1 protein-coding gene (only partly in view) is annotated in these 20,774 nt (G+C 71.6%); it reads right to left on the bottom strand.

Features of this window, described 5'->3' with window-relative positions; all coding sequences use genetic code 11:
• Positions 1–20,763 carry the 5' portion of a non-ribosomal peptide synthetase gene (locus LXT23_RS45420; RefSeq protein WP_253986780.1) on the bottom strand. Its footprint begins 5,586 nt before the window's first position, so the window shows 20,763 of its 26,349 coding nt (coding positions 1–20,763); its start codon is at positions 20,761–20,763; the stop codon falls past the left edge of the window.
• Positions 20,764–20,774 lie beyond the last annotated feature (11 nt).

Raw genomic sequence — 20,774 nt, 5'->3', positions numbered from 1 at the left:
CAGGCCCACGATGCCGCCCAGGGGCACGCCCAGGGCGACGAGGTGGTGCGCGAGCTGGTTGGCGCGCGTGTCCAGCTCGGCGTAGGTGAGCGAGCGGGTGCCGTCGGTGACGGCGATTGCATGAGGCGTGCGGGTGGCCTGGGCCTCCACGGGACGGTGCAGCAGCTGGGGCGTGTGCTGCTCGCGCGAAGTGTCGTTCCACTCCACGAGGAGCTGGCGCTGCTCCTCCTCTCCCAGCATCGACAGTCGCGAGATGGCAACGCCCGGGTCGGCCATGGCCCCGTCCAGCAGCCGCAGCAGATGGCCCACCATCCTCCGCGCCGTATCGGCGTCGAAGAGGTCGGTGTTGTACTCGAGCATTCCGCGGAGCTCGTCACCGGCGTCCGCCAGGAGCAACGAGAGGTCGAACTTGGCGGTGCCGCTGTTCGCCTCCACCGGACGCAGCGCCAGGGCCGTGTCGCCCGTTTCGTCCTGGTCTGTCGACTCCTGCCTGGGGGTGTTCTGCAGGGCAAGCAGGACCTGGAAGAGGGGCGTGCGGCTCAGGTCTCGCTCGGGACGCAGCTCGTCGACGAGCTTCTCGAAGGGGACGTCCTGGTGCGCATAGGCGCCCAGCGTCGTCTCCTTCACCTGGGCGAGCAGCTGCCGGAAGGACATGCCCGGGTCGAGGCGGGTGCGAAGGGCGAGGGTGTTGGCGAAGAAGCCGACGATGTGCTCGAGCTCGGCCTGCTGGCGATTGGCGATGGGGGAGCCAACGACCAGGTCGTCCTGGCCGGAGTACCGAGAGAGCAGGACGCTGAAGGCGGACAGCAGGGCCATGAAGGGCGTGACGCCCTCGCGGCGACACAGCTCCTGGAAGTCCGTCGCGAACCGCGGGCCGAAGTGCACGGGCACCGTGGCGCCATGGGAGGTCTGCACGGGAGGACGGGGCCTGTCGGTGGGCAGCTCCAGCGCGTGAGGCACGCCTTGGAGTTGCTGCTTCCACCAGGACACCTGCTTCTCCAGCGTCTCGCCCTTCAGCCACCCGCTCTGCCAGACGGCGTAGTCCGCGTACTGGAGCGACAGCGGCGCCAGCGGCGAAGGGCGCCCCTGGGAGAGTGCGCTGTAGAGCGCGCCGACATCGCGGAAGAGGATCCGGTTGGACCAGCCATCCGAGACGATGTGGTGGACGGTGACGAGCAGGACGTGGCTGCGCTCGGACAGGCGCACCACGGTGGTGCGCATCAGCGGAGCCTTCGTCAGGTCGAAGGGCCTCTGTGCTTCCAGGGAGGCCTGCTCGCGAGCGGCCGCCTCGTGCTCGGGCTCGGGCAGGTGGCTCAGGTCCACCACCGTCAGGGGCAGCGGAGCCTCCGCGTGGAGGTGCTGGACGGGGGAGCCGTCCTCCAGAATGTGGAAGCTGGTGCGCAGGGCCTCATGGCGCTGGACGAGTCCCTGGAGCGCGTGCTCGAGGGCACGGAGGTCCAGGTGGCCATCGAGCTGCATCGCCGAGGCGATGTTGTAGAAGGCGCTGCCCGGCTGCAGGCGGTCCAGGAACCACAGCCGCTGCTGTGCGAAGGACAGCGGCAGCGCGCCCGTGCGAGGCACCGGGACGAGCGGCGGCAGCCGGATGCCGTCCCGTTCACGCTTGGCGTCCTCGATGCGCGGGGCAAGGGAAGCGACAGTGGGCGCCTCGAAGAGGGCGCGCAGGGGCAGCTCCACGTCGAAGGCCTTGCGCACGCGCGAGACGACCTGGGTGGCCAGCAGGGAGTGGCCGCCCAGGGCGAAGAAGTCGTCGTGACGACCGACCTTCTCCACGTGCAGGACCTCGGCCCAGAGAGAGGCCAGGGTCTGTTCGGTGGGAGTGGCCGGTGCTTCGTAGCTGGAAGTCGAGGCGACGTCGGGGACGGGCAGGGCACGCCGGTCCACTTTCCCGTTGGGTGTCAGCGGGAAGGCATCGAGGGCGACGAAGGCCGCGGGCACCATGTACTCGGGCAGCCGCTGCTTGAGGGCAGAGCGCAGGGCGGCGGAGTCCGGCGCGGTGCCTTCGTGGGTGATGGACTCGGGCAGCCGCTGCTTGGGAGCAGAGCGCAGGGCGGCGGAGTCTGGCGCGGTGCCTTCGTGGGTGAAGTAGGCCACCAGGCGGGGGTTGCCGGGCACGTCCTCGCGCACCAGCACCAGGGCTTGCCGCACGCCGGGCTGGGCGGACAGCGCCGCTTCGATTTCGCCCAGTTCAATGCGGAAGCCACGCAGCTTCACCTGGAAGTCGGTGCGGCCCAGGTAGTCCAGCGTGCCGTCGGCCAGCCAGCGCACCTTGTCGCCAGTGCGGTACATGCGAGCGCCGGGGGTGGGGCTGAAGGCGTCGGGCAGGAAACGCTCGGCGGTGAGGCCCGGCCGGCGCAGGTAGCCACGTGCGAGGCCCGCGCCAGAGATGAACAACTCCCCGGGCACGCCGACGGGCACCGGGCGCAGGTGCGAGTCGAGGACGTAGACGTGGACGTTGGAAAGAGGCCCGCCAATGGTGGGCCGGGTGTCGGGCCGCACGGCGAAGGCGGTGGAGTCGACGGTGCACTCGGTGGGCCCGTAGACGTTGAAGGTAAGGGTGCGAGGCGCCGAGGCCAGCTGCAGCCAGAGGGCCTCGTCGATGGCCTCACCACCGGGCACCAGCAGGCGCGGAGCGGACGCGTCCTGAAGCATTCCGGACTGCACCAGCAGGCGAAGCAGCGAAGGCGTGCAGTCGAGCACGTCCACCCGCTGGTGCTTGAGCCACAGGCGCATGGCGTCCGGGTCCTGGCGAGTCGTCTCGGGGACGATGCACAGGCAGTGGCCGTCGAGCAGCTGGACGAGCTGCTTGACGGAGGCGTCGAAGGCCAGGGGCGCATTGACGCTGACGCGAAGGCCGGAAGGCTGGCCGGCGTAGACGGTGGTGGCCAGGGCATGGCGCAGGTTGAGCACGGAGCGGTGCTGCACCATGACGCCCTTGGGGGTGCCCGTGCTGCCGGAGGTGTAGATGACGTAGGCGAGGTTGCCGGAGGCGGCGGAGGCCGGAGGGTTGTGCGAGGGCAGCGAGGCAGGAAGCGCCTCGGCCGAGTCGAGGCACAGCACGCGGGTGCCCACCGGGCACCAGGAGGACTCCAGGTGCCGCTGGGTGAGCAGCACGGGGGCAGCGCAGTCCAGGAGGGTGAACTCCAGGCGCTGGGTAGGCCAGGCTGGGTCCAGGGGTACGTAGGCGCCGCCGGCCTTCATGACGCCCAGCAGGGCGACGACCATGTCGACGGAGCGCTCGAAGCACAGGGCCACGGGGACGTCCGGGCCGACGCCCTGCGAGCGCAGGTGCCAGGCGAGCTGGTTGGCGCGGGAGTTGAGCTGGGCGAAGGAGAGGACGGAGTCCTCGAAGGCCACGGCGGGTGCGTCGGGAGTCCTGGCGGCCTGGGCCTCGAAGGCGTGGTGGAAGCAGGAGTCCACCGGCGCTTCGGAGGCGGTGTCATTCCATTCACGCAGCACCTGCTGGCGCTCGCTGCCGGTGAGCAGGGGTAGCTCGGACAGGCGCTGAGCGGGATTGGCGACGATGGCCTCCAGCAGCACCTGGAGATGCCGCACCATTCGCGCCGCGGTCGCCTCCGCGTAGAGCGCGGTATTGAACTGGAGATAGCCGAGGAAGCCCTCAGCGCTCTCGGAGAGGTTGAGGTTGAGCTCGAACTTGGCCGCTTCTTCGCCTCGAGCCTCCAGCGCTCGGAACGCCAGCGAGGGCAGGAGCACGTCGCGCACCGGGGTGTTCTGCAGCACGAAGAAGGACTGGAAGAGCGGCGAACGGCTGAGGTCGCGCGCCGGATGCAGCTCTTCGACGAGCTTCTCGAAGGGCACGTCCTGGTGTTCGTAGGCTCCGAGCGTCGTCTCTCGCACCTGCCGCAGCAGCTCGAGGAAGGAGTACTGGCCCTCCGGACGTGCACGCAGGACGAGGGTGTTGATGAAGAAGCCGATGAGGCCCTCGGTCTCCGCGCGGGTCCGGCCCGCGATGGGCGAGCCGACGACGATGTCCTCCTGGCCCGAGTAGCGGGAGAGCAGGAGCTGGAAGGAGGCCAGCAGCACCATGAACGGCGTGGCGCCCTCACGCCAGGCGAGGGCCTTGAGCGACTCACTCAGCTCCCGAGGCAGGTGCACCGGCACCGATACTCCCCGGTGCGAGAGGACCGGCGGACGCGGGAAGTCCGTGGCCAGCTCCAGGTGCGGCGGCGCCCCGGAGAGCTGCTGCTTCCACCAGCCGAGCTGCCTGTCGAGCGCCGCCCCATGCAGCCACTGGCGCTGCCAGAGGGCGTAGTCGGCGTACTGCACTGGCAGCTCGGGCAGCGGCGAGGGCAGGCCCTGACGGAAGGCCTCGTAGAGCGCCACCACCTCGCTCACCAGCACGCCCGAGGACCAGCCGTCGGAGACGATGTGATGCACGTTGAGCAGCAGCGCATGCCGATGCTCACCCAGGCGCACCAGGGTGATGTGCAGCAGCGGCCCGGTGGCGAGGTTGAAGGGCCGCAGGGCGTCCTCGGTGGCCAGGCGGCGCGCCTCCGCCAGTCGCTGGGCGTCGGGCAGGCCTGTCAGGTCCGCCACGTCCAGACGCACCGGCGACGGCGAATGGATGAGCTGCGAGGGCTCACCGGCCTCGGCGCGGAAGGTGGTGCGCAGCACCTCGTGGCGGCGCACCAGCTCCGAGAAGGCTCGCTCCAGGGCCGCCACGTCCAGCGTCCCTTCCAACAGCAGCGCCGTGGGCATGTTGTACTGCACGCCACCGGGCTGGAGCTGGTCGAGGAACCACAGGCGCTGCTGCGCGAAGGACAGCGGAAGCCGGCCGCCGCGAGGCGCGGGAACCAGCGGGGGCAACCGCACACCGTCACGCTCGCGCTGGGCCTGCTCGATGCGCGGCGCGAGGGTGGCGAGGGTGGGCGCCTCGAAGAGCGCGCGCAGGGGCAGCTCCATGTCGAAGGTGGCGCGGATGCGCGAGACGACCTGGGTGGCCAGCAGCGAGTGGCCGCCCAGGGCGAAGAAGTCGTCGTGGCGGCCCACCTTCTCGACGCGCAGCACCTGGGTCCACAGGGCCGCCAGCAGCGCCTCGGTGGGGGTCGCGGGCGGCTCGTGGGCCGCGGCCGAGGCGCTGTCGGGTACAGGCAGCGCCTTGCGGTCGACCTTCCCGTGGGTGTTGAGTGGCAGGGCCGCCAGGAAGACGAAGGCGGAGGGCACCATGTACTCGGGTAGCGAGCGCAGCAGCGAGGTGCGCAGGGCGGCGGTGTCGAGCGAGGTACCTCCGTCGGTGACGAGGTAGCCGACGAGGCGCGGGTTGCCGGGCACGTCCTCACGCGCCAGCACCACGGCGCGCCGGACGGCAGGCACTGTCTCCAGCGCGGCTTCGATTTCGCCTGGCTCAATCCGGAAGCCGCGCAGCTTCACCTGGAAGTCGATGCGGCCCAGGTAGTCGAGCTCGCCGTTGGCCAGCCAGCGCACCTTGTCGCCCGTCCGGTAGAGGCGGGCTCCGGGCGCGGAGCTGAAGACATCCGGGACGAACTTCTCGGCGGTGAGCTCGGGCCTGCCGAGGTAGCCGCGAGAGACACCCGCGCCGCCGATGAGGAGCTCTCCGGGAACGCCGATGGGCACCGGCTGGAGGCGCTCGTCGAGGACGTACACCCGCACGTTGGCCAGGGGGCCGCCCAGGCTCGGACGGGAGGCGCCTCGCACGGCACGGGCCGTGGTGTCGACGGTGCACTCGGTGGGGCCGTAGACGTTGAAGCACTGGATGAACGGGTGGGCCGACAGCGTCGCCCACAGCGCTTCGTCCACGGCCTCGCCGCCCACCAGCACGCGCAGGCGGCGGTGGGAGCCCAGGCCCTCGTCCAGCAGCAGGCGCAGGTGCGAGGGGGAGCAATCCAGCACGTCCACGCCGTGCTTCTCCACCCAGGACTTCAGCAGCGCCACGTCCTCGCGAGCCGCCTGGGGCACCACGCACAGCGCGTGGCCGTCGGCAATCTGGATGAGCTGCTTGACGGAGGCGTCGAAGGCCAGCGGCGCGTTGAGGCTGACGCGCAGGGCGCCCGGTGCGTCCGCGTACACCGCAGAGGCGAGCGCCGCCCGGAGGTTCATCACCGAGCCGTGCTGCACCATGACGCCCTTGGGCCTGCCGGTGGAGCCGGAGGTGTAAATGACGTAGGCGACGTGCTCCGGCGCGGTGACGTGGGCCGGGTTGGCGTCCGACTCGCGGGCGAGCTGCTCGGCGACGTCAGGTGCGTCGAAGGAGACGGCCTCGACGCCCGCGCCGTACAGCCGCGCCGCGAGGTGGCTCTGGGTGAGGGCGAGGCGTGCGCCGCAGTCCTGGAGCATGAAGGCCAGGCGCTCACGCGGGTATGCGGGGTCCATGGGGACGTACGCGCCACCGGCCTTGAGGATGGCGAGGACGGCGACGACCATGTCGACACCGCGCTCCAGGCAGAGGGCGACGCGCACCTCGGGGCCGACACCGCGTGAGCGCAGCCAGCGCGCGAGCATGTTGACCCGGCGGTTGAGCAGACCGAAGGAGAGCGAGGCCGAGTCGTCGAGGGCGGCCAGGGCGTCGGGGGTGCGTACCGCCTGCGCCTCGAAGCGCTCGTGCAGCGCGCCGTCCCAGCCTGACTCGCGGCGGGTGTCGTTCCAGCGCACCAGCACCTGCTCGCGCTCGGCGGCGGGCAGCAGGGACAGCTCGCCCACGTGGGCCTCGGGCACGGTGACCGCGGCCTCCAGCAAGGTGCCGAGGTGCTCCACCATCCGGGAGATGGTGGAAGGCTCGAACAGGTCCGTCCGGTAGTTCAGCGTGCCGGCGAGCCCGTCCGGCGTCTCACCCAGCGACAGCGTCAGGTCGAACTTGGTCGTCCGCACGTCCGCGTCGAACGCCTCGAGCCGCAGCGGCGTGGTCCCCTCCCGGCCACCCTCCACCTCCATGCTGGAGACAGGCGTGTTCTGCAGGACGAGCATCACCTGGAAGAGGGGCGAATGGCTCAGGCTGCGCTGGGGCCGCAGCTCCTCGACGAGCTTCTCGAAGGGAACGTCCTGGTGCTCATAGGCGCCCAGGGTGGTGGTGCGCACGCGGGCGAGCAGCTCGCGGAAGGTTGCGCGCGGCTCCACCCGGGTCCGCAGGACCAGCGTATTGACGAAGAAGCCGATGAGGCCCTCGGTCTCCGCGCGGGTGCGGCCGGCGATGGGCGAGCCGACGCAGATGTCGTCCTGGCCGGAGTAACGGGAGAGCAGCACCTGCCAGGCGGCGAGCAGGGCCATGAAGGGGGTGACGCCCTCGCGCTGACACAGCGCCAGCAGTGCGTCCGTCAGCGGCCTGGACAGGAGCACCGGCTGATACGCGCCCCGGAAGGACTGGACGGCGGGCCGGGGCCTGTCGGTGGGCAGCTCCAGCACGGGGGCCGCGCCGGAGAGCTGCTGCTTCCAGTAGCCGAGCTGCCGCTCCAGCTCCTCGCCTTGCAGCCACCCGCGCTGCCACGCGGCGAAGTCGGCGTACTGGATGGGCAGGGCGGGCAGCCGGGCCGGCTGGCCGGTGGCCTGGGCCGCGTAGAGCGCCGCCAGCTCGCGCACCAGCACACCCATGGACCAGCCGTCCGAGACGATGTGGTGCATCGTCCCGATGAGCACATGGTCCTCGGGCGCCAGCCGCAGCAGCAGGGCGCGGAAGATGGGCCCCTGGGCCAGGTCGAAGGGCCGCTGCGCCTCGTGCGAGGCCAGGCGCCGGGCCTCGGCTTCCGCCTGCTCGGGTGGCAGGGCGCTCAGGTCCACCACGGGCAGCGGGAGGCGTGCCGCGGCGTGGACGACCTGCACGGGCTGGTCCTCGTGCACGGCGAAGGTGGTGCGCAGCGACTCGTGGCGCTCGACGAGGGCGGTGAAGGCCTCCTCCATCGCGCCCAGGCTCAAGGGGCCTCGCAGCCTCAGGGCGGTGGCGAGGTTGTAGGCGGAGCTGCCGGGTTCCAGCTGGTCGATGACCCACAGCCGCTGCTGGGCGAACGACGGGAGCAGGTGTCCCGTGCGCGGCACGGGGACGAGGGGCGGAGCCTGGACCGTGCTCGAGTGGCGGGCCTCGTCGATACGCCGCGCGAGGGCGGAGAGGACGGGGGCCTCGAAGAGGGCGCGTAGGGGCAACTCCACGCCGAAGGCAGCGCGCAGGCGCGAGATGACCTGCGTGGCCAGCAGGGAGTGGCCGCCCAGCTCGAAGAAGTGACCGTCCGCGCTCACGCGCTCCAGCCCCAGGACCTGGGCCCAGATGCCGGCGAGCAGCGCCTCGGTGGGCGTTCGCGGGGCCACCTGCTCCGTGGCGGAGCCGGGGGCCTCGGGAAGGGGCAGGGCCTTGCGGTCCACCTTGCCGTTGGGCGTGAGAGGCAGGGTGGCCAGCACGACGAACGCGGAGGGCACCATGTGCTCTGGCAGCCGTTGTCTGAGGGCCGTGTGGAGCGTGTCCGCCTCCAGCGTCACTCCGGGGGCGGGCACTGCGTAGGCCACGAGGCGCTTGTCGCCGGGCCGGTCCTCGCGCATCAAGACGAGTGCCTGTCGCACGCCCGGGTGGGCGGACAGCACGGCCTCGATTTCGCCCAGCTCGATGCGGAAGCCGCGCAGCTTCACCTGGAAGTCGGTGCGGCCCAGGTACTCCAGGGTGCCGTCGGTCCTCCAGCGCACGACGTCTCCGGAGCGGTACAGGCGTGCTCCCGGCTCGGAGCTGAAGGCATCGGGGACGAAGCGCTCCGCCGTCAGCTCCGGGCGGCCGAGGTAGCCGCGCGCCAGGCCCACGCCCCCGATGAACAGCTCTCCGGCGACGCCCACGGGCACCGGACGCAGGTGCCGGTCCAGCACATAGAGGCGCGTGTTGGAGAGGGCCTTGCCCAGCGATGGGCGCTGCCCGTCCGGCTGGCACAGGTGGGCCGTGGCGATGACGGTGGATTCGGTGGGGCCGTAGACGTTGAGGAACTTGCGTCCGGGCGCCCACTTCATCACCACCTCGGCCGGGCTGGCCTCACCGCCGGTGAGCAGGATGCGGAGCGTCTCCAGGCCCTCGGTGGGCTGGACCGCCAGGACGGGAGGCGGTAGCAGCGCGATGTCGATGGCGTGGCTCCGCACGACGTCGGCCAGGGGCTGGCCGGGCATCAGCGCCTCGCGAGCTGCCAGCACCAGGGTGGCGCCGTGCAGCAGCGTCGTCATCACCTCGTACACGGCGGCGTCGAAGCTGAAGGAGGCGAACTGGAGCACCCGCTGGCCGGGGCCCAGGCCCAGGGTCTCCGCCATGTGGCGCGTGAGGTTGGGCACGCCGCGGTGGGCCACCATGACGCCCTTGGGGCGGCCGGTACTTCCAGAGGTGTAGATGACGTACGCGAGGTGGTCCGCCGTGCCCACGTGCGTCGGCGCGGTGGCCGGGTGGCGGGAGAGCACGGCGGTGTCGAGTGCCAGCACGTCGCCGGAGAAGGCCGGCAGCGCGCCTTGCAGGTGCGAGTGCGTGAGGAGCACCGCCGCGCCGGAGTCCTGGAGCATGAAGTCCAGACGCTCACGGGGGTAGGCCGGGTCGAGCGGGACGTAGGCGCCGCCGGCCTTCAGTACGCCCAGCATGCCGATGACGAGGTCGAACGAGCGTTCCACGCACAGGGCCACGCGCGTGTCGGGGCGGATGCCTCGGGCCCGCAGCTCATGGGCGAGCTGGTTGGCGCGTGCATCCAGCTCGCGGTAGCTCAGCGCCTCCGAGCCGAAGCGCAGGGCCTCGGCATCCGGAGCCCGGGCCACCTGGGCCTCGAACAGCTCATGGATGCAGGCGCCATCCGAGAAGGGCGCGGCCGTCTGGTTCCACTCCACCAGCAGCTGATTCCGCTCGGGCTCTCCGAGCAACGGCAGCTCGGACAGACGCTGGCCCGGGTTTGCGGCGAGGGCCTTCAGCAGCGTGCCCAGGTGCTCGGCCATGCGCCCGACGGTGGCGGCGTCGAACAGGTCGGTGTTGTAGCTCAGCGAGCCGTGCAGGCCGGCAGGGGTGGGTTGCAGCGACAGCGTGAGGTCGAACTTGGCGGAGCTGTCTCCAGCTTCCAGGGCGGAGAGCGTCAGGCCTCGCAGTGACAGCGAGGAGTCCGGCAGGTTCTGCACGGAGAACATGACCTGGAAGAGCGGAGTACGGCTCAGGTCGCGCTCGTGCTGGAGGACCTCGACCAGCTTCTCGAACGGCACCTCCTGGTGGGCATAGGCGCCCAGCGTGGTTTCCCGCACCTGGGCCAGCAGGGACGCGAAGGTGTCCGAGTCGGAGAACCGTGCGCGCAGGGCGAGCGAGTTGACGAAGAAGCCGATGAGGCCTTCCGTCTCCGTGCGGTTGCGGCCGGCGATGGGAGAGCCGACGACGAGGTCGTCCTGCCCCGAGTAGCGGTGCAGCAGCGTCTGCCACGCGGCGAGCAGCACCATGAAGAGGGTGGCGTTGTGCTCGCGGGCGAGCGCTTCCAGGCGTTGCCCCAGCTCGGCGGGAAGCGAGAAGGGATGCACCGCGCCCGCGAAGGTCTGGACGGGAGGTCTGGGCCTGTCGGTCGGCAGCTCCAGGGCCTGCGGGGCGCCGCCGAGCTGCTCCTTCCAGTAGCCGAGCTGCGCGTCGAGCATGTCGCCGCGCAGCCAGTCGCGCTGCCACACCGCGTAGTCGGCGTACTGCACCGGCAGCGGCGGGAGCTGGGGCTGCGTGCCAGTGGAGAAGGCCTCGTAGGCCGCCGCCAGCTCGCGCACCAGCACGCCCATGGACCAGCCATCGGAGACGATGTGGTGGGCATTGAGCAGCAGTACGTGGTCGTCGGACGTCAGGCGCAGCAGTGACGCGCGGAACAGCGGCCCACGAGAGAGGTCGAACGGGCGGACACCCTCCTGTGTGGCGAGCCGCAGGGCCTCGGCCTCGCGCTGCTCCGGAGCCAACGTGCCCAGGTCCACCACGGGCAGGTGGACGTCGGAGACTGGGTGGATGACCTGCACCGGCTCGCCCTGCTGGGAGGCGAAGGTGGTGCGCAGCGACTCATGGCGGCGGACGAGCGCATCCAGGGCGCACTCCAGCGCCGCGACCTCCAGCGCCCCGGTCAGCCGCACTGGAGAAGGCATGTTGTAGGCGGCGTTGCCGGGCTGGAGCTGGTCGATGAACCACAGGCGCTGCTGCGCGAAGGACAGCGGCAACACATGGGCGGACGCCGTGCGAGCCCTCAGCGGGGGCGCCTGGAGTCGGCCTTCCGCCGCACCCATGGACTCGAGTCGCGCGGCGAGGACGGCCACCGTGGACGCCTCGAAGAGGACGCGCAGCGGCAGCTCAACCCCCAGCTCGGAGCGCACGCGGGAGACGAGCTGCATGGCCAGCAGGGAGTGGCCGCCCAGCTCGAAGAAGTTGCCGGTGACGCTCACGCGCGGCAGCCGCAGGACGGCGGCGAACAGCTCCGCCAGCTTCGCCTCGGTGGGCGTGCGCGGTGCGATGTACTCCGCGTCCGGCGCGGCGGCGGACTCCGGCATGGGCAGCGCCTTGCGGTCCACCTTGGCGTTGGCGGTGAGGGGCAGGGTGTCCAGCCGCACCAGCGCGGAGGGCACCATGTACTCGGGCAGCCGCTGCTTCAGGGCCGCGCGCAGGGCGGCCAGGTCGAGCGACTCGGGCGCCGCGACGTAGCCCACCAGGCGCTTGTCGCCGGGGACGTCCTCGCGCACCAGCGCCACGGCCTGGCCCACCTCGGGGAAGGCCAGCAGGGCGGTTTCCACTTCCGCCAGCTCGATGCGGTAGCCGCGCACCTTCACCTGGGCGTCGGCGCGGCCGAGGAACTCCAGCACGCCGTCGTTGCGCCAGCGGGCCAGGTCGCCCGTGCGGTAGAGGCGGGCGCCCGGGACGCCGGAGAGGGCATCGGGGACGAAGCGCTCGGCGGTGAGGGCGGACTGCTCCACGTAGCCACGGGCCACGCCGTCGCCGCCGATGAACAGCTCGCCGACGATGCCAGCGGGCACGGGCTGGCCCGCCGCGTCGAGCACGTAGACGCGGGTGTTGCCGATGGGCTTGCCAATGGGCACGGCGGTGCCCACGTGGGCCACGTCCGTCATGCGGTGGCACGAGGCGAAGAGGGTGGTCTCCGTCGGGCCGTAGCAGGCCGTCACCGGAATCTTCAGCTCCTCGAGGACGCGGCGGACATGCGGCGCACTCACGACGTCGCCACCGGTGAGCAGCTGGCGCACGCCGCGCAGGGCGGACAGGTGGTTGTCCACCACCTGGGTGAAGAGGCCGGCGGTGAGGTGCAGCGTCGTGACGCCGTGCTTCACCAGCACCCGCTCCAGCTCGTGCACGTCGGAAGGCGAGTGCGGCGGGAAGACGACCAGGTGGCCGCCGTGCAGCAGCGGGGCCCACAGCTCCAGGGTGGAGGCATCGAAGGAGACCGGCGCGATGAGCAGGAACGTCTCATCCGGGCCCAGGTGCGCGTAGTCGACACCGAAGACGGTGCGCAGGACTGCCGCCTGCGGCGTGCCGACGCCCTTGGGGCGGCCCGTGGAGCCGGACGTGAAGTCGATGTACGCGAGGCTCTCGGGCATCCCCGCTGGGGGCGGCGCCGTGACAGGCTGCTCAGAGAGGTCTGTCTCCTCCAGCACCACGGTGGACAGTCCCTGGGTCGGCAGCTTTGGCAGCAGCTCACGGGTGGTGACGAGCACGCGGGGACGGGCGTCCTCCACCATGGCGGCGAGGCGCTCACGCGGGTAGCTGGAGTCGAGCGGGACATAGGCGCCGCCGGCCTTGAGGATGGCGACGAGGGAGACGATGAGCTCCACCGAGCGGTCCACGGCCAGCGCCACGCGCGAGTCGGTGGACACACCCAGGGCGCGCAGGTGCCACGCAAGCTGGTTGGCGCGCGCATCGAGCTGCCGGTAGGTGAGCTTCTGGCTTCCGAGCCCACTGGCGAGCTCCACGGCGACCTTGTCCGGGTAGCGGGCCACCACCTGCGCGAAGACTTCGGGCAGCGTGGAGCCGCGCGGGTACTCGGTGACGGTGGCGTTCCAGTCGACCAGGACCTGGTGACGCTCCTCGGCCGTCAGCATGGAGACGGACGCCAGGGGCGCCTCGGGCCGGGCAACCAGGGCCTCCACCAGCACGCGGAAGTGCTCCGCCATGCGCGTGGGCGTCGCCGCGTCGAAGAGGTCGGTGTTGTAGCCCAGCGAGCCGATGATGCCGTCAGCGGCCTCCGTCAGGTTCAGCTCCAGCTCGAACTTCGCGACGCGGTACTCGACCTCCACCGGACGCAGGGCCAGGCCCGGCAGCTCCAGCGCACCGTCTCCCGGCGCGTTCTGCAGGGCGAAGAGGACCTGGAAGAGCGGGGTGCGGCTCAGGTCGCGCTCGGGGCGCAGCTCCTCCACCAGCCGCTCGAAGGGCACGTCCTGGTGCGCGTACGCGCCCAGCGCCGTCTCCTTCACCTGCTTCAGCAGCTCGCGGAAGGACTGCGCTCCGGACACCTCGGAGCGCAGCACCAGCGTGTTGACGAAGAAGCCGATGAGCTCCTCCGTCTCCGCGCGCTGGCGACCGGCGACGGGTGTGCCGACGCAGATGTCCTGCTGTCCGCTGTAGCGGGCCAGCAGCGCCTGCCATGCGGCCAGCAGCACCATGAAGGGCGTGACGCCTTCACGCTGGCACAGGGCCTTGAGGGCCTGGGCCACGGCCTGGGGCAGGGCGACAGGGACGAAGGCGCCCCGGAACGTCTTCACCGGCGGGCGCACCTTGTCGGTGGGCAGCTGCAGCGGCGCGGCGCCCGCGAGGTGGTGGCGCCAGTACGCCAGCTGCGCGTCCAGCACCTCTCCCTGGAGCCACCCGCGCTGCCACATGGCGTAGTCGGCGTACTGCAGCGTCGGCTCGGGCAGCGGTGAGGACTGGCCCTGGCGGAAGGCGCCGTAGAGCGCCACCAGCTCGCGCACCAGCACGCCCATGGACCAGCCGTCCGAGATGACGTGGTGCATGTTGAGCAGCAGCACGTGCTCGGTCGGCGTCAGCTTCACCAGCACCGCGCGCAGCAGCGGGCCGGCGACGAGGTCGAAGCCCCGGGCCACCTCTTCGGCCAACAGCCGTCGAGCTTCGTCGGCCGCGGCCTCACCCTCATCGCTCAGGTCCACCACGCGTAGCGGCAGCGCGAAGGCGGGCGCGATGACCTGCAGGGGCTCGCCCTGCTGCTCACGGAAGGTGGTGCGCAGCGACTCATGGCGGCGCACCAGCTCCTCGAGGCTTCGTCGCAGGGCCTCCACGTCGAGTGCGCCCTCCAGCCGCACCGCCGTGGGGAGGTTGTACGTCGCGTTGCCGGGCTCAAGCTGGTCGAGCAGCCACAGCCGCTGCTGGGCGAAGGACACCGGCAGCGCCTCGCCCGTGCGCGGCACGGGGACCAGCGGTGGACCCTGGAACGCTCGTTCTCCAGGCTGCCTTGCCTCGAGCCGCGTGGCCAGGGCCGCGACGGTGGAGGCCTCGAAGAGGGCCCGCAGGGGCAGGTCCACCTCGAAGGCGGCGCGCACCCGGGAGACCAGCTGCGTGGCCAGCAGCGAGTGGCCTCCCAGCTCGAAGAAGTCGTCGTGGCGGCCCACCTTGTCCACACGCAGCACGCCGGCCCAGAGCGCGGCCAGCCGCTCCTCGGTGGGCGTGCGCGGAGGCTCGAAGGGGCGCAGCTCCGCCCGTGCGTCCGGCGCGGGCAGGGCCTTCCTGTCCACCTTCGCATTGGCCGTGAGCGGAAACGCATCCAGGCGCAGCAGCGCGGACGGCACCATGTACTCGGGCAGCCACTGCTGGAGGTGTGCCCGCAGGCCGCCCAGGTCCAGGCTGGCGTCGGCCGTGACGTAGCCCACCAGCCGCTTGTCGCCAGGCACGTCCTCGCGCGCCAGGGCCACCGCTTCGCGCACTCCCGGGAAGGCGAGCAGCGCGGCCTCGACCTCCGCCAGCTCGATGCGGAAGCCCCGCACCTTCACCTGGAAGTCCTTGCGGCCCAGGAACTCCAGCACCCCGTCCTGCCGCCAGCGCGCCAGGTCTCCCGTGCGGTACATGCGCGTGCCCGCGGTGGCGCCGAAGGGGTTGGGGATGAAGCGCTCCGCCGTCTGGGAGGGGTTGCGCACGTAGCCTCGCGCCAGGCCCTCGCCCCCGATGAAGACCTCTCCGGGGACTCCCACGGGCACCGGCTGCAGGTGCTCGTCCAGCAGGTACACCTGGGTGGCGGTGATGGGCGTGCCGATGGGAATGGCGGCGGGCACCTGCTCCGGCGACGTCATGCGGAAGCAGGAGGTGAAGAGGGTGCCCTCGGTGGGGCCGTAGCAGGCCGTCACCGGGATGCGCAGCGTCTCCAGCACACGGCGCACGTGAGGCGCGCTCACCACGTCGCCGCCGGTGAGCAGCTGCTTCACCGACTTCAAGCCGTGCAGGTGGCTGTCCACCATCTGCGAGAACAGGCCCGAGGTGAGGTGCAGGGTCGTGACGGAGTGCCGCTCCAGGACGGTGGCCAGCACGTCCAGGTCGCTGGGCGACGACGGAGGGAAGACGACGAGGCGGCCGCCGTTGAGCAGGGGGCCCCAGACCTCCAGAGTGGAGGCGTCGAACGAGATGGGCGCGATGAGCAGGAACGCGTGGTCCGCCGATACGTCCGCGTAGGGCGCGTTGCGCACGGTGCGCAGCACGGAGCGGTGGGTGATGGCGACGCCCTTGGGCCGGCCGGTGGAGCCGGAGGTGAAGTCGATATAGGCGAGGTGCTGGGGCGTCAGCGCCACGGAGGGCGCATGGCTGGGGTGGGCGGAGGTGTCCAGCTCATCGACCCTCACCACGAGCAGCGTGGCTCCGGCGGGAATCGAGTCCTCCAGCGCCGACGACGTGAGCAGGAGGACGGGCTGGGCATCCTCGAGCATGAAGGCCAGGCGCTCGCGGGGATACGAGGTGTCCAGCGGCAGGTACGCACCGCCCGCCTTGAGGATGGCCAGCAGGGAGACGATGAGCTCGACGGAGCGGTCCAGGGCCAGGGCCACGGGCGCATCGGCCCGGACGCCTCGGGCAATCAGCAGGTGCGCGAGCCGGTTGGCGGCGGCGTCGAGCTGGGAGTAGGTGAGCCGCTGCTCACCGAACTCCAGGGCCACGGCGTCGGGCCGCGACGCAACGACGCGGGAGAAGACCTCCGGCAGCGTGGAGTCCGAGGGGAAGGTGGACGAGGCGCTGTTGAAGTCGGTGAGGACGGCGCGCAGCTCGTCTCCGGGGAGCAGGGGCAGCCGTTGGACGGGCGAGCCCGGCTGACCCAGCAGGGCCTCCACGAAGTGCGCGTAGTAGCGCGCAAGGCGCCGGGCGGTGGCCGGAAGGAAGAGGTCGGCGTTGTAGACGAGCACGCCGCTGAAGCCCTCTGCATAGTCGGCCAGGTCGAGCTCCAGCTCGAACTTCGCGGCCGTGGTCTCCACTCCCGCCAGGGGATGGATGGTCAGCGCCGACTCCCGGCTGTCGGGGAGCGGCATGTTCTGGAGCGCGAAGAAGACCTGGAAGAGCGGCGCGCGGCCCAGGTCTCGCGCGGGATGAAGCTCCTCGACCAGCTTCTCGAAGGGCACGTCCTGATGGGAGTACGCCCCCAGGGTCGCCTCGCGCACGCGGCCGAGCAGCTCGCGGAACGAAGGGGCACCGTCCAGGCGGGCGCGGATGGCGAGCGTGTTGACGAAGAAGCCGATGAGCCCTTCCAGCTCGGAGAAGCGGCGGCCTGCGATGGGCGAGCCGATGACGACGTCCTGCTGCCCGCAGTAGCGCGCGAGCAGCGCCTGGAAGGCGCCCAGCAAGGCCATGAAGGGGGTGACGCCCTCCTGCTGACAGAAGGCGCGGAGTGCATCGGACACCGGACGCGACAGCCGCACGGGCACCGAGGCGCCCTGGAAGGACAGGACCGGAGGCCTCGGGAAGTCGGTGGGCAGCTCCAGCGCGCGAGGGGCACCCTCCAGGTGCTTGCGCCACCAGGCGAGCTGCGAGTCCAGCACCTTCCCCTGGAGCCACTCGCGCTGCCAGACGGCGACGTCGGCGTACTGCAGCGCTGGCTCGGGCAGCGGCGATGGCTGGCTGATGCGGAAGGCCTCGTAGAGCGCGGCCATCTCACGCACCAGCACACCCATGGACCAGCCGTCGGAGACGATGTGGTGCATCGTCAGCAGCAGGGCGTGCCGCGTGTCCTCCAGCTTCAGCAGGGTGGCGCGCAGCAGCGGGCCATTGGCAAGGTCGAAGGGACGCGAGGTCTCCTGCTGCGCCAGGTGGAGCGCCGCCTGCTCGCGGTCCTCGCGCCCGCTCAGGTCCACCGCCGCCAGCGGGAAGGGCTTCGCCGGATGGATGACCTGGATGGGAGCGCCGCCCTCGTCACGGAAGCTGGTGCGCAGCGCCTCGTGGCGACGCACGACCTCCGTGAAGGCGCGCTCCAGGGCCACCGCGTCCAGCGGGCCCTCCAGGCGCAGGGCGACGGGGATGTTGTAGCTGGCCGCACCGGGCTGGAGCTGGTCGAGGAACCACAGGCGCTGCTGCGCGAAGGACAGCGGCAGCGCGCCTTCTCTCGACACGGGGCGCGGTGGAGGCAGGCTGGGGCCTCCGCCCGACACCAGCGCCTGGTCCACCATGCGAGCGAGGGCCTCCAGCGTGGGGGCCTCGAAGAGCATGCGCAGCGGCAGGTCGATGCCGAAGTGGGTGCGCATGCGAGAGATGGCCTGGGTGGCGATGAGCGAGTGGCCCCCCAGCTCGAAGAAGCCGTCGTGGATGCCCACGCGAGAGACGCCCAGCAGCGCGCTCCACTGCTCGGCCAGGGCCTGCTCCGTCGCGGTGCGCGGGGCCACGAAGTCGCGGTGCACCTCGGTGGAGGCGTCCGGTGCGGGCAGGGCCTTGCGGTCCACCTTGCCGTTGGGCGTCAGCGGCATGGCATCCAGGCGCATCAGCGCGGTGGGCACCATGTACTCGGGCAGCCGCTCGCGCAGGTACTGGCGAAGCTCCTCCACCTCGACGGACTGGCCGGGAGCGGGCACGGCGTAGCCCACCAGTCGCTTGCCCAGGGGGCCGTCCTCGCGCACCACCACCACCGCGTCGCGCACGGCGGGGTGGGAGGCGAGGGCGGACTCCACCTCACCCAATTCGATGCGGAAGCCCCGCACCTTCACCTGCGTGTCCACGCGGCCCAGGAAGTCCAGCTCGCCGCTGGCGCGCCACTTCACCCTGTCTCCGGTGCGGTACAGGCGCGCGCCGGGCTCGGTGCTGAAGGGGTGGGGTACGAAGCGCTCGGCGGTGAGGCCAGGGCGGCCGAGGTAGCCGCGCGCCACGCCCACGCCGCCCAGGTACAGCTCTCCCGGGACGCCCACGGGCACCGGCTGCAGGCCCGCGTCCAGCACGTACGCTTCCACGTTGGCCAGGGGCCGGCCGATGGAGGGTGGCTTGCCGTCCGCCTCGCAGACGGTGAGGGTGGCCACCACGGTGCCCTCGGTGGGGCCGTAGGTGTTGAGGAAGCGGCGGCCCGGACTCCAGCGGGCAACGACGTCCGCCGAGCACGCCTCACCGCCGGAGATGACGGTGCGCAGCGCGGGCAGGCCCGTCGCCTCGGTGAGGGCCAGGGCCGCGGGCGTGAGGCTGACGGCGGTAATGGCGTGCTCTGCCAGGAAGGCGTGCAGGGGCTGGCCCGGCATCAGCTTCTCGAGCGGAGCCAGGTACAGGGTGCCGCCGGCGCACAGGGTGGTGAAGATTTCCTCCACCGAGATGTCGAAGCCCAGGTTGGCGAACTGGAGCATCCGCGTGCCGGGGCCGACCTCGTAGGCCAGCGCCTCGTGGGCGACGAGGTTGCACACGCCGCGGTGCTCGACGAGCACGCCCTTGGGCTGGCCCGTGGAGCCGGAGGTGTAGATGACGTAGGCGGTGTTGCGCGCGGTGACACCACTCTCCACCGGCTCGCCACCCTCCGCCGCCGGAGCGTCCAGCAACACCACGTGCGCGGGAGGCCGGGAGAAGCGCGCGAGCATGGACTGCTGCGTCACCAGCGCGCGTGCGCCCGAGTCCTCCAGCATGAAGGCCAGGCGCTCCCGCGGCAGCGACGGGTCCAAAGGCAGGTACGCGCCACCGGCATGGAGGATGCCCAGCAGGCCCACCACCAGCTCCAGGGAGCGCTCCACGCAGAGGCCGACGATGGACTCGGGGCCCACGCCGTCGCGACGCAGGCGGTGCGCCAGGGCATTGGCCCGGCGCTCCAGCTCCGCGTACGTCAGGTGCTGCCCGTCCACCACGGCCGCCACCGCCTCCGGGGCCCGCCGGGCCTGCTCGCGGATGAGCCCGCCCAGCGTGGCGCCGTCCGGGAACTCCGCCCGAGCGCCGCTCCACTCCCTCAACAGCCGGTGCCGCTCGTCCTTGCCGAGCAGGGAGACGTGCGACAGCCGCGCCTCGGGCCTCGCCACCATGGAGGCGACGAAGTGGTGCAGGTGCGCCAGGAGGCGCTCGGCGGTGGCCGACTCGAACAGCTCGGCGTCGTACTCCAGCGCGCCGCGGAAGCCCTCGGGCTCCTCGGTGAAGGCGAGCGTCAGGTCGAACTTCGCCGCCTGGTCCGACAGCTCCACCGGGCGCACCGTCAGTCCCGGCAGCTCCAGCGTCGCCTTCTCCAGGTTCTGCATCATGAACATGACGCGGAACAGCTGCCCCCGGCCTGCCTGCGGCGCCTGGAGGTGCTCGAAGGGCACATGCTGGTGCGCGAAGGCGTCCAGCGCGCTCTGCTTCACGCGGCCCAGCAGCTCGCGCACCGTGGGGTCCCCGGACAGCCGGGTGCGCAGCACCAGGGTGTTGAGGAAGAAGCCCACCAGGCCCGCCACCTCCACTTCCTCACGGCCGGCACTGGGCGAGCCGACGACGATGTCGTCCTGCCCGGAGTGGCGGCCGAGCACCACCTGGAAGGCGGCCAGCAGCGCGTTGAAGGGCGTGACGCCCTCGCGCCGGCACAGCTCCGTCAGCGCGGTGGACAGCTCCCGGGGAAGTCGCAGCTCCGCATGGCCCGGCAGGTGCCTGGGGTGGCGAGGCCGGGGGAAATCGGTGGGCAGCTCCAGCTCGGGCGCGCCGGAGAGCTGCTGTCGCCACCACTGGAGCTGCGTCTCCAGCGTCTCGCCCTTCAGCCAGTCGCGCTGCCAGGCGGCGAAGTCGCCGTACTGGAGGGGCAGCTCCGGCAGCGGTGAGGGCTGTCCCACGCGGAAGGCGGGGTAGAGCACCGCCACCTCGCGCACCAGCACGCCCAGGGACCAGCCGTCCGAGATGATGTGGTGCAGCGTCAGCACCAGCAGGTGCCGTGCCGCTCCCAGCTTCAGCAGCGAGGCGCGCAGCAGCGGTCCCCGGGCGAGGTCGAAGGGACGCGCCGCCTCCACGCTGGCCATCCGGAGCGCCTGGGCCTCCGCATCCTCGTGGCCGCTGAGGTCCACCATCGCCAGTGGCACGGCGGCAGGTGCGCCGATGACCTGGACGGGTGTGCCACCCTCGTCGCGGAAGGTGGTGCGCAGCGCCTCATGACGGCGCACCAGCTCCGTGAGGACGCGCTCCAGGACGGGGACGTCCAGCGCGCCCTCCAGGCGCAGCGCCATGGGGAGGTTGTACGCGGACGTGCCGGGCTCGAGCTGGTCGAGGAACCACACGCGCTGCTGGGCATATGACAGCGGCGGCGCCAGTCCTGGCGGCCGGCGGGCCGGAGCGGGCGGAGCGTTGCGGACCGCCCGTTGCTGGAGCTGCTTCGCCAGCAGGGCGCGCTTCTCCGGGCTCATCGCCGCGATCTTCTTCTTGATGTCGCTCATGGAATGACTCG

This window comes from Pyxidicoccus xibeiensis (genome assembly GCF_024198175.1).
In the GTDB taxonomy this organism is placed as follows: Bacteria; Myxococcota; Myxococcia; order Myxococcales; family Myxococcaceae; genus Myxococcus; species Myxococcus xibeiensis.
This window is presented reverse-complemented; position numbering and strand designations above follow the sequence as displayed.